Source organism: Chitinophaga filiformis (assembly GCF_900102545.1).
GTDB lineage: Bacteria > Bacteroidota > Bacteroidia > Chitinophagales > Chitinophagaceae > Chitinophaga > Chitinophaga filiformis.
In genome coordinates, this window is the sequence record NZ_FNBN01000001.1 from 481,752 (window position 1) to 493,961 (window position 12,210).

General features: G+C 45.2%; 8 protein-coding genes. 3 read left to right on the top strand and 5 right to left on the bottom strand.

What is annotated here, in order from left to right; translation table 11 throughout:
• Nucleotides 1-230 precede the first annotated feature (230 nt).
• The 4 genes from BLR32_RS02030 to BLR32_RS02045 all read right to left on the bottom strand — a co-directional run bounded on the left by BLR32_RS02030 (nt 231) and on the right by BLR32_RS02045 (nt 6,662).
• Nucleotides 231-1,163, bottom strand: coding sequence for a WG repeat-containing protein (locus tag BLR32_RS02030; RefSeq protein ID WP_089828568.1), 933 nt, complete (start codon nt 1,161-1,163; stop codon nt 231-233).
• Between the two features lie 106 nt (nt 1,164-1,269).
• Nucleotides 1,270-1,851: a DJ-1/PfpI family protein gene (locus tag BLR32_RS02035; RefSeq protein ID WP_089828569.1), complete on the bottom strand. Its 582-nt coding sequence runs from the start codon at nt 1,849-1,851 to the stop codon at nt 1,270-1,272.
• A 187-nt stretch (nt 1,852-2,038) separates the two neighbouring features.
• A complete protein-coding gene (locus BLR32_RS02040) occupies nt 2,039-3,652 on the bottom strand; it encodes a RagB/SusD family nutrient uptake outer membrane protein (protein WP_089828570.1) in 1,614 nt (537 codons plus the stop codon).
• A 19-nt stretch (nt 3,653-3,671) separates the two neighbouring features.
• On the bottom strand, nt 3,672-6,662 hold the full coding sequence (locus BLR32_RS02045) for a SusC/RagA family TonB-linked outer membrane protein (protein ID WP_089828571.1): 2,991 nt from the start codon (nt 6,660-6,662) through the stop codon (nt 3,672-3,674).
• A gap of 243 nt (nt 6,663-6,905) precedes the next feature.
• Between BLR32_RS02045 and BLR32_RS02050 the strand changes: the two genes are divergently transcribed.
• The 3 genes from BLR32_RS02050 to BLR32_RS02060 all read left to right on the top strand — a co-directional run bounded on the left by BLR32_RS02050 (nt 6,906) and on the right by BLR32_RS02060 (nt 11,091).
• Nucleotides 6,906-8,282, top strand: coding sequence for a 3-keto-disaccharide hydrolase (locus BLR32_RS02050; RefSeq protein ID WP_089829884.1), 1,377 nt, complete (start codon nt 6,906-6,908; stop codon nt 8,280-8,282).
• Between the two features lie 301 nt (nt 8,283-8,583).
• Nucleotides 8,584-10,347: a DUF885 domain-containing protein gene (locus BLR32_RS02055; RefSeq protein WP_089828572.1), complete on the top strand. Its 1,764-nt coding sequence runs from the start codon at nt 8,584-8,586 to the stop codon at nt 10,345-10,347.
• A 402-nt stretch (nt 10,348-10,749) separates the two neighbouring features.
• Entirely contained in the window at nt 10,750-11,091 is a 342-nt protein-coding gene (locus BLR32_RS02060) for an MmcQ/YjbR family DNA-binding protein (RefSeq protein ID WP_218124140.1), read from the top strand.
• 150 nt (nt 11,092-11,241) lie between these two features.
• Here the strand turns inward: BLR32_RS02060 and BLR32_RS02065 are convergent, their stop codons facing one another.
• Nucleotides 11,242-12,033, bottom strand: a complete 792-nt coding sequence (locus tag BLR32_RS02065) for a sulfite exporter TauE/SafE family protein (RefSeq protein ID WP_089828574.1) — start codon at nt 12,031-12,033, stop codon at nt 11,242-11,244.
• Nucleotides 12,034-12,210 lie beyond the last annotated feature (177 nt).

Consider the following 12,210-nt stretch of genomic DNA (forward strand, 5'->3'; position numbering starts at 1 on the left):
ATTGCCCCGGGCCATAATAAGCAGATCAAATTCCATGGGAGTTCCAGGTATAAATTCAATTCAGGGACACGCATGTTACGGTAATATTGTCAGGAATACCAGATGGATCAATTCTGGCCACGTTACCGTGCATTATACATGCCTTTGATATGCCTTTGATATGCCTTTGCCATGCAGGAGGAATTGATAAAACACAAAGACGCAAACGCCATTATGACAGTTTTCTGAATCTATTTATTCTGTGTTCCTTCTGCTGGTTCCTGGGGCAGTGCAGCTGCGGCTTCAGGCCAGGACTCATTACCATCCTTATCCACATAGCCGATACGGCCGTTTAGCCGGATCAGCCCCCTGCCTTTGGAGTAAGTATATGCCTTATCGTATTTCTGGGGAATCACCACCTGGTTTGCCTTATTAATGAAGCCGTATTTCCGGTCAGTTGCCACAGCCACCAGGCCTTCGTTGAAATTGCCTACCCAGTCGTACACCAATGGAATAACCAGTTCGCCCTTTATATTAATAAAGCCGAATTTCTTATCCTGCCTTACCCAGGCCATTCCATCACGGAACGGACCCACCTTCTCGTAGGGTGTCATCACGACTTTGCCTGTTTGCAAATCGGCCCTGCCGCATTTTCCATCTATATATACCAGCATACTCCCATTAGTCACGAAGCCAAGGTGCTCATATTCAGTCTTTAAGATCATTTTACCCTTAGAATTGACTACCCCGTATTTCCCTTCCAGGAATACAGATACGTAACCATCCCTCAGTCCGGTCACATCGTCATATTTGGGCGCTATCAGTTCTTTCCCCTTACTATCCAGCATACCAGTCTTTCCATTGAGCTTTACCATAGGGTAATGGCCCTCTTTCATCCAGGCAGAGTCATATTTCAGGGAAGAGGTCTTGCCATCGGCCAGCAGGAAACCGTATTTCTTATTCTTTTTCACAGCTGCCAGTCCGTTATGGAAAGGAGCAATTGCATCGTATACCGGTGCTATGACCACCTTACCCGACGTATCGGTAAATCCATACTTGCCGGCTTTTTCAATCTTTACCAGGAGAAGGGCATCTCCTTCTGTTTTACCCCCGGAGGTTAACGACTGGGAATAACCCATAATTGCCGGGAACAGCAGGGACAGGAGCATAGGACTCTTTTTCATAGGTAGCTATTATGCTACCAAAAATAGTAAAAAAAGAGGCATTTGAATATAATAAATATGTAAATAACTCACTGGCACCTGATAAACAGGTCATTAATAATAATTGCTATAGCTGGATGGATGTGCCCAGTACTTTCAGGAAAGCCGCAACCCACTGCGGATGGGCAGGCCAGGCCGGGGCAGTTACCAGATTGCCGTCTGTTACCGCTTCATCAATGTTCACAGCAGCATAATTCCCGCCTGCCAGGGTCACCTCGGGCGCTACGGCAGGATAGGCGGTCAATGTGCGGCCTCTCACTGCATCTGCTGCCGTCAGGATCTGTATACCATGACAAATGGCAGCAATAGGTTTGCCGGCTGCGACAAACTGTTTTACCATGTCGATCACTTTTGCATTCAATCGCAGGTATTCCGGCGCCCTTCCTCCGGCAATCATCAGTGCATCATAAGAGGATACCTGCACATCTGAAAAAGAGGCGTTCAGCACAAAATAATGCCCCCGCTTCTCACTATAGGTCTGATCTCCCTCAAAATCGTGGATAGCGGTAATAATCTTGTCTCCCGCTGATTTATCCGGACAAACGGCGTGAATAGTATGTCCGATCATCTGCATCATTTGGAAGGGGACCATTGTTTCATAATCTTCTGCGTAATCGCCTGTAAGAAAGAGGATCTTTTGTTGTGACATGAGTCGGGGATTTTTGGGTGTCTCTAAAGTTAATGAAAAAAAGGCTCCGGTAGTATTAACTCTATACTACCGGAGCCACAGGGGTTTTCATGAGGGAAATATTTTTCGTATACATCTGCCTTTCTGACCTACTTGGACCAGGAATTCAGGCTACAGTACACGATGAAAGAGCCTTCTTCCAATCAGATCAATAGTCAGGGTTTTGCGGAAATTCATTACTTGTTCTATCTATCTGATCCTGTGGAATAGGACGCAGCATATGCTTTTGTTCAATATTAGGACCTCCCTGCGGATTGTGGAGGCGTACACGTTCCAGCAATTTGTTGGTACGCACCAGGTCAAACCATTGCTGCTGCTCTCCTACCAGTTCACGGCCACGTTCATCCAGGATGAAATCTATATTCAGCTGCGCTTCCGTGATCTTCATAGCATCACGGTGTGCGCTGGTTTCAGCCTCTGTAGCACCCACACGTGCTGCACGCATACGCAGGGTGTTCAGATAACCTACAGCTCCTGCTTTATCACCTTTATACATCAATGCTTCCGCAGCTATCAGATAGTCTTCTGCAAGGCGGTAAGCGATGAAAGGACGTACACCTGAGGCCTGGTTGTCAGGACGCAAAGCATCTGCAAATTTGTTCAGTGATGGATACAAACGTTCTGTGTAATTACGCGGAGGCACCAGCTGATAATTCTTGCTGGCGATCTGCTCATCCGTCACGTTATACCCCGGCATATAAACGGAAGTATCTCCTATTTTCAACTTGGTACTACCGGCATTGGCAAACCATACCGTTGTGAAGAATTTCTCATAACGGGTATCGTGTACGCGATCGGCAAACAATGTGTCCAGCAGGAACTTTGTAGGGCGGAAACGCTTCCACGGCGTACCATTTGCCAGATCACGTTTCATACCACCCAGCACATCATACTGCATCAGGAAGAAACGGCAGGCGTTATTATCCGTAGCATTATACAAGGCATCGGTGGTAAACTGTACGGCAAACACTGTCTCCGCATTATTCTCTTTACCCTGTGCCCATACCTGACCTACATCTGATAACAACTGCATACCATATTGGGAGATCACGCGGGTAGCATATGTAGCTGCGCTGTCATAATCAGTAGCGCCTTTGGCAACAGAAGTAGCCCTGGTCAGATATACTCTTGCCATCAGGTGCTCAGCTGCCGGTTTGGTAGCACGGCCCCATTCTGCCTGTGTAACAGGTAATGTCTGCGCTGCATATTGCAGATCGGCCAGGATAGCGTTGTAAATATCCGGAACCGGATCACGATGCGCTTCCGTAAGGATCTCTTTGTTCTCTGTTAACCGCAGAGGAACGGCACCAAACATCTGCACGAGCAGGAAATAATAGTTCGCCCGGCAAAAGCGTGCCTGCGCTACACCAGAGCGTTTTGCAGCACTATCCAGATCAGGTATCTGGTCGGCCCTTCCAATAGCGACATTACAGGTATTGATAGCCTGGTAAAAGGCATTCCATATTTCACGCAGGTGAGCGTAACGGGGATCCAGTTGCGATGTATACTGATTCGCGAATTTAAAATCGCCATCAGAACCATTCGTATAAGTATCTGTACCAAATACGCTTGTTGTCATACCGCGCTCTGTACTATAGAAGCTGCGCAGACCAGTATAGCTACCGGCTACTGCAGTCTGGAAACCGGCTGCGTTATTGTAAAAATCATCCGTTACCGATGATACCACATCTTCATCCAGCATTTTATTACACCCTGTCACAATGCACGCGCATATGAACAGGTACCAGCATATATTTCTCATAAATATTTTTTTTGTTGCATTAAAAAGTAGCACTGACACCAAACTGTAACATCCAGGTAGCAGGTGCATCCACCCCGATAATATTCACGTCTTCAGGATCTATACCTTTGTACTTCTGCCTGTAAGACGCGAGGATCAATGGTTGTTTTACATCCACGGAGAACCTCAATGACTCCATCTGCCAGCGTTTCATTATACGGGAAGGCAGTGAATATCCAAGCGTGATATTCCTGATCTTGATGAAGTCACCATCAAAGTAACTCAGTGTATTATAGTTGTTAGGACGCTCCTGGTTAGCATTTGGACGGGGGAAAGCATTGGTATGATTTGTTGGTGTCCAGTAATCCACATCCAGGTTATTATAACGACCGAAGAGCGTATTGAATGAGGAATAAAAATCACTCTTCACCATGCTACCCATACGTGCAAATGCGACAACAGACAGATCAATTCCTTTGTAAGAGAAACGTTGTGTCATACCACCTGACCATTTAGGTTGTGGTGCACCAAGAATAGTACGGTCTTTATCGTCCAGCTTTTTATCACCATTGATATCAGCAAGCTGTATCTCACCCTGGTGTTGTTTGTAGACCTGTGCGGCCGCTTCATCCTGCCAGATACCTACTTTTTTGTAGTCATAATACACATAGGTAGGGCTGCCTACAAACCAGCCATTACCTACATCCTGTGTTTTGCCTTCACCCAGTGCAAGGATCTTCTCACGGTTTCTGAACCAGTTCACATCCATTGACCAATTAAAGCCACCTTTTGTATTAAGAATGACAGCTGACAAGCCTACTTCCCAACCCTTGTTCTGTGTAACACCTGTATTCTCCAATACATAGTTTACACCATTACTGTAAGGCAGGAATCTTTGCAGCAACAGGTCGGTGGTTTTCTGTTTATACTGATCAATACTACCGGTAAGTCTTCCGTTGAAGAAACTGAAGTCAATGCCGTAGTTAAAGGAAGCGGTAGTTTCCCAGGTAAGATTAGGATTACGCAGCAGGATCGGAGAAAAGCCCGTCACACCTTTATTACCGAAGGAATAAGGTACACGTCCCAGCAGTCCCTGTGTAGCATAAGGAGGTATACCAGTATTACCGATACGGCCATAGCTGGCGCGCACCTTCAGGATATCAACCCAGGATGCTCTTTTCATAAAATCTTCGCCGGTTATGTTCCATCCTACTGCTACTGAAGGGAAATATCCCCATTTATGCCCTGGTGCAAAGCGGGAAGAACCATCTGAACGTAAGGTCAATGTCAGCAGGTAACGGTCGTCATAACCATAGTTCAAACGTCCCATATAAGACAGGATCGTCCATGTACCAAGCTGACTGCTGATGCCTGTTACGTTAGCGGCCTGCCCGAGGTTATAATATTCCTGCCATTCCACCGGAATACCTCTTACAGAAGCAGAAGAGGAGTCTTCACGCTGACGCTGCACACTGTATAATGCAGTCAGGTTCAGCGAGTGTTTTTTGATGGTCCTGTTGTAGGTCAGCAGGTTCTCTACTGTATAAGCCCACACCAGCTGGCCCTCTTTTTTGGCAGTAGCATCGCCACCACCGATGAGCAGGTCAGTATTCTTTTTCCCCTGGAAGAGGCCATAGTTATTCTGGAAAACATCGGTACCTACATTGAGGCGGTATTTTAATCCGTCGAGGATCGTTACCTCTCCATATAAGCTGTTGAAGAAACGGATATGACTCAGTCTCTCTACACGGTTACCATCCTGATAATCCAGCAATGCATTGGGCTGTTGGTTATCTGCTGTCGGATAAGTAATGAGCTTACCTGAAGCATCATAAGGATCAGCGATAGGCAGCATTTTGAGCGAAGCGCTCATACCGTTGTAAGTACTGCCTTTACGCATGCTGTAGGTAGACAGTGAAGAGATGCCCACCTGTATGCGTTTGCCTATCATCTGGTCGACACCTACATGCAGGTTATAGCGTTCGTAACTTTGTAATTTAAGTACGCCCTGGTCTTTGAAGTAACCTCCGGTTACTGCGTACTTGGTGGTTTCGTTACCACCACTTACACCAAGTGAATGGCGGGTTTGCCATCCCTGGTCTATCATAAGGGATTGCCAGTCGGTGTTCACACCTTTTTTAATATTAGCCAGCTCCACAGCGGTGAATATCTTCGCATCTGAAGCGTCAGGATTATTATCATCGTAGTTCCCAGTCGTACGGTTTGCTTCTCTCTTCATGGCAAGGTACTGCTGACTGTTCATCATATCAGTTCTGCCAAGTGAATTAACGACACCATACATACCGCTGTAAAAGACCTGTGGTTTACCGATCTTTCCTTTGCGGGTACTTACCAGGACAACGCCATTCGCACCACGCGAACCATAGATAGCGGTAGCAGATGCATCCTTCAGTACATCCATGGAAGAAATGTCCTGCGGATTGATGTCATTAAGATTACCGGCAAAAGGAATTCCATCTACAACATAGAGCGGATCATTACCTGCCGACAAAGAACGTGTTCCCCTTACCCTTACCTGTGGCTCATCACCCGGTTTGCTACTATTATTTAATACATCAATCCCCGGTGTTCTGCCCTGGAGTGCCTGTTGTGCGTTGGTTACAGGAACCTCCATAATTGTTTTACTGTTAATAGAGGATATGGCCCCGGTCACATCCTTTTTCTTTTGCTGGCCATAACCAACTACAACAACTTCGTCGAGTTTTTTCTGGTCTTCTGCCAGTTTTACTTCAATGTCTGACCTGCCATTCACAGGCACTTCCTGTGGAAGGAAGCCAATAAAGGAGAAAGTCAGTACTGCATCTTTCGGCGCCTGGAGTTTGTAGGAGCCGGTAACATCGGTCACTGTTCCATTCTTTTGTCCCTTGATGGATACTGATGCGCCGATAATAGGATTACCGTCCGGTCCGGTGACTTTTCCCCTGATAGGGATGGATTGGGCGCTTACAAATGTGCTGTACAATAGCAGACATAATAGGAGAGCGCGCGTCTTCGATAACGTGTTCTTCATACGTAGAATTTTAAAATGATAACAGAATTCACATCCCTGAAAAGCAATCACTTATAAGTTCAACTAGGTTTTTCTATTGTATTTTTCAGAGAATGGGGTAGTACAAGTTAAGTAGATTAGTTATAAATTGCAAACGATTGCATAAAATCAACCTGAAATAATACCGCTTATCATAAAATTTGTGCAATCGGTTGAATAAATTCTTATCATTATTTACTTTTAAGAGTACTTTTGGTTATGGTTATGAAAAACACGTTATTGGTATGCAGCGCCATACTTATAAGCAGCTTCTCTGTCGCACAGCAAAAGAAAGCCGAATGGAAAAACCTGTTTGACGGCAAAACACTGAATGGCTGGAAAGAAGTAAATGGGACAGCGATTTATGACGCTAAAGATGGGATGATCAACGGCACTTCCGTGGCCGGCAGCCCGAACTCCTTCCTTGCTACGGAAAAAGAATACGGCGATTTCATACTTGAACTTGAACTGAAGCTGGATGCTCCTATGAATTATGGCATACAGTTCCGCAGTGAGAGTAAACCAGAGTACAATAACGGCCGTGTGCATGGGTATCAGATGGAAGTTGATCCTAGCGACCGTGCCTGGAGTGGTGGTATTTATGACGAAGCCCGTCGTGGATGGTTATATCCGCTGGAACTGAACCCTGCTGCCAAATCTGCATTCAAAAAACAAGACTGGAACAAATACCGTATAGAATGCCGCGGTCCGGAAATCCGTACCTGGGTAAATGGTGTTCCTACTGCTCACCTGATCGACGATATGACACTGAAAGGCTTCATCGCTTTGCAAGTGCATCAGATATATAAAGAAGATGATAAGGGTAAACAAATCCACTGGCGCAATATCCGCATCCTGGAAAATCCGGCGCCTTCCCAATATTCTCCATATGATAAAATATATGTAGTGAATGATATTCCCAATAATGTTTCCGAACAGGAAAAGAAGAATGGGTATCAGTTACTCTGGGATGGTAAAACCGGCAATGGCTGGCGCAGGGTGAACCAGGATAAGTTCCCGACTACCGGCTGGGGCATGGAGAATGGCGAACTGACCATTCATCAGTCCAATGGCGATGAAATGGGCTCTGGTGGCGACATTGTAACCACGAAGGAATACAGTGCTTTTGAGCTGGAGTTTGATTTCAAGCTGACCGAAGGCGCTAACAGCGGTGTAAAATATAATGTAAAAGAAAGCTACGACACGAAGGGTAAATCAGCTATAGGACTGGAATACCAGGTACTGGACGACGAGCGTCATCCTGATGCGAAGCTGGGCCGTAACGGCAACAGGACCTTGTCTTCCCTGTATGACCTGATCCCCCGGAAAAATACTGATCTGAATAAAGCTGCAATAAAGAAGATTGGAGAATGGAATAAAGGGCGTATAATTGTGTATCCCAACAATCATGTTGAGCATTGGTTGAATGGTTTCAAAATGGTTGAGTACGACAGAGGTTCCAAAGAATTTAAAGACCTGGTTGCGATCAGCAAATACAAAGATTGGAATAACTTTGGATTGTGGCCCGAAGGACACATTTTATTGCAAGACCACGGCAATACAGTGTCATTCCGTAGCATAAAAATCAAAAATTTAAAATAGGTTAACAAGTTTGGTTTGTTAATTAAGCTAATTTTGCATTCGCCTGCCGGCTTGTCCGGACAGGTGGGTTGATAGAAGTAAGCTCCGTTTATTCAGGTTTGTGGGATAAAGTATCACGGAATCAATTACTTGCCTTTACTATAAATTTATAATAATGGCTTTATCAACTGATGAAAGAGTTTTCATTGTTCACTGTTCTATATAAAACATTCCGATTCTTCGGAGTGTTTTTTTTTATGTTTATAATTCCCGGAAGCTAAATAACGTACAGAAATATATCATCTTCATCTAATCGCAACACATGCTAAAGACTAACTACGCCCTTTTGCTAGCAGTGACGCTCTTTTCAGCCTCCTGCTCAGGACCAGGTAAACCGGCTGGAAATAACGCTCCGGATTCCTTGCATCACCTTGTTCAACGCTACTATGATGAGAAAATGGAACTCTTTCCTATGGAGGCTACCATGAATGGAGAACATCAGTACGACGGGTTGCTGCAGATCGACATCAGCGACCGCTTCCGCTCAAGGCTGGATAGCTTTTATACCCGCTATCAGGCCGGATTACAGGGAATTGACACTACAGTACTCAATGATAATGACCTGATTAGCTATTCCATGCTGCAAAGGGAATTATCTATAGGTAAGGAAGGACTCCGCTTTCCGGATCACCTGATGCCTATTCAGCAGTTCTGGGGCCTCACCCTTACACTCCCCCAATTCGGTTCAGGTACAAGCGCCCAGCCGTTTAAGAACAAAGCAGATTATGAAAAGTTCATTCAGAGAATGAAAAGCTTTGCGGAATGGAGTGATACAGCTATTGCAAACATGCGGCGTGGTATGTCTACCGGATATGTATTACCGAGAGCACTTGCCTTGAAAGTAATACCTCAACTTGCAGACCTGGCAAAGAAAGATAGCAACAACGTATTCTATACACCTTTACGGCTACTTCCTGCGGATATTGACAGCACGGGCAGGAATGAACTAAGTACTGCCTATAAAGCGGCTATTGAACAGTATGTGCTTCCCTCCTATGCCAAACTTCATGACTTCATTGTCAATGAATACCTGCCTAAAACACGCACCAGCACAGGCATTGATGGCCTGCCACATGGAAAGGAGTGGTATACGCACCTGATCAGATACTGGACAACCACCGATCTTACACCAGATCAGATATTTGCTACCGGAGAAAAAGAAGTAGCCCGTATCAGAAGAGAGATGGATTCTGTAAAGAACAGTACTGGTTTTACAGGCGACCTGCCAGCATTCTTTAATTTCATCCGCAACGATAAACAGTTCAGGATATTCACTACACCCTCACAGGTATTGGATTCCTTCAAGGCTATTGAGCAAAAGATCATGCCTGCGGTAAAACAATTATACGGACATCTGCCCAGTACAAAGTTTGAAATCCGCCAGACAGAAGCTTTCCGCGCAGCGTCTGCCAGCGCCGAATATATGCCGGGTAGTCCCGACGGTTCCCGTCCGGGCATCTTCTATGTACCTATTCTGGATGCTACTACTTTCAACTACACAGGGATGGAATGCCTGTTCCTGCATGAGGCCATTCCGGGCCATCATTTCCAGACTTCCATCCAGCAGGAAAATGACTCCCTGCCTAAATTCCGCCGTTTCAACTGGATCGGCTCCTACGGGGAAGGGTATGCATTGTATTGTGAAAGCCTGGGCAGGGATCTGGGGCTTTACACTAATCCATACAGTTATTTCGGTCATCTGTCAGATGAGATCCATCGTGCCATCCGCCTGGTAGTGGATGTGGGCATGCATTCCAAAGGATGGACCAGGGAGCAGGCGATCAAATACATGATGGACAACGAGCCTGTGAGTGAGCACGAAGCCGTATCTGAAATAGAACGATATATGGCGATACCCGGTCAGGCTTTATCTTATAAGATCGGCGAGCTGAAGATTCGTGAACTGCGGAACAAATACAGTCAATCAAACGGGTTCAGTATAAAAGATTTTCATGATGAATTGTTAAAAGATGGTTGCGTACCGCTAAGTGTGCTGGAGGAAAAAATGGCAAGACGGTTTAAGTAACTCATCTATAAGCGGGTAATAGTCCATAGGCGACAATCACTAACTTATAGTACTTTTTTAAACTATAAGAAATGTGTGAATTGGCGCCTGTTGACTACCTGTTAAAAGACTTGTCTGTATCAGTTGTTAATGAAAAATATACATCTGGCTTTGGGAAAAGATACTTAAATTTATAGTAGGAATAGAGTCAGGAACCTTAAGGTTTTAGGTTAGTTGTCCATCAGCTATACACAAAAAAAAACAACATATCCGGAACAGACCCTCATGTCTGGCAAAGCTGGAAAAAGAAGGCAATCAACAAACCTTTTACCATTACTTGTTGTTTCAATTTTTCTAATTGAGCTTTTATACTTTCCACTCAACGATTTTTTTAACTTTTAAGCTGCCAGTATTATGTTTGACATGACCCTTAATTACTGTCTCGCATTTCCTGCCGTAACACAGGAAGAAAAATGGGATGAAGATCTGCGGTTCTCCGTAGGAGAAAAGTTATTTTGTATGATCTGTAAAAACGAACCGCATCGCATATCCTTGAAATGCCGTCTGGAAGATTTCCACCGTCTTATTTCACAACCAGGCATCGTGCCGGCTCCATATCTGGCCCGCTATCATTGGGTACAGATACGGTCACTGGACACTTTACCGGTACATGAATTACAGTCGCTTCTTCAAAATGCGTATGATCTTGTGGTAAGTACATTACCTCCGGAAGAGCGGACACGAATCAAGAAAGAAAGAGTATAAACAGGGGTAAATGCATTGGTGCTATTGATGCAAGAGGAAGTTCAGCGTATAGCGCCTGGCAGCGCCTATAAGATTTTAAAAATAATGGCTCGCAATGCGAGCCATTTGTATTTTCTCTGCTACCAGCATATCCCCATGTCCCCCTGTTAATTATTTCCAAAGTGTATAGATGATATCATATAACCCAAACAGGATCAGTGTACAGGCAAACAGCTTCTCCAGCAAAGGAGACTTCATTTTAATGGCTGTTTTGGCGCCCAGGTAAGAAGATGGAATCGCCGTCAATGACAGCAATAACGCAATATTCCAGTCGATATGCCCCAGCCACCAATGCGCCAGCGCTCCAGGTACAGATAGCAATGCTGACAACAAAATGGAACAGGCCAGCGCCTGTTTAATAGGCATATGCAGCTTTTTAATGAAGAAAGAGCTAAACAATACGCCGCCGGCATTGGCCAGCAATCCGGACAGTAACCCTATGCCCAGTGAGGCGATCACTATCAGTCCATGATGCCCTTCAGCTGCATCTACCGGATGGCCTTCTTCGGCATGCTCCTTTTTACGCAAAAAAGAAAACAACAAAGAGCCTCCTATCGATACAATAAATAACGCGGTCAGGATCATTAATGTTTTTCCCGGCAGAAACTTACTCATCCATGCGCCGGCCAGTGTAGCCGGTACGCCAAACAATGCACCGGTAAGGATAACATGCCTGTTGAACAGTTTCTGACGGCTATATACCGTAGTAGCGGAAATGGTACTGGTAATGGCTGCCGGTAATGGTGAAGCCAATGCATAGAATGGATTCACCCCTGCAAAGATCTGTAACGCCGGGGTACTCACTGCGCTGCCGCCTTTGCCCAGTAAACCGGACAGATAACCGACAATAACGCCGATAATTAAAACGACCAGATAATCGGTCTGTTGCAATAATGTGATCATAAATACTTCCTTCAGCAAACAGGCCTGGTGTTCAGCCTTAGCTGCTTATTATTTGATGGTTGGTATATGTGAAATTACAGGTATCCTATACAGTTAAGCATCGATGTTTTAATGGAAGGACAGTTCAAAGCTATAGTACCCGCGCGGGTTCAACAAAATTCAGGGCAGGGTGTCACT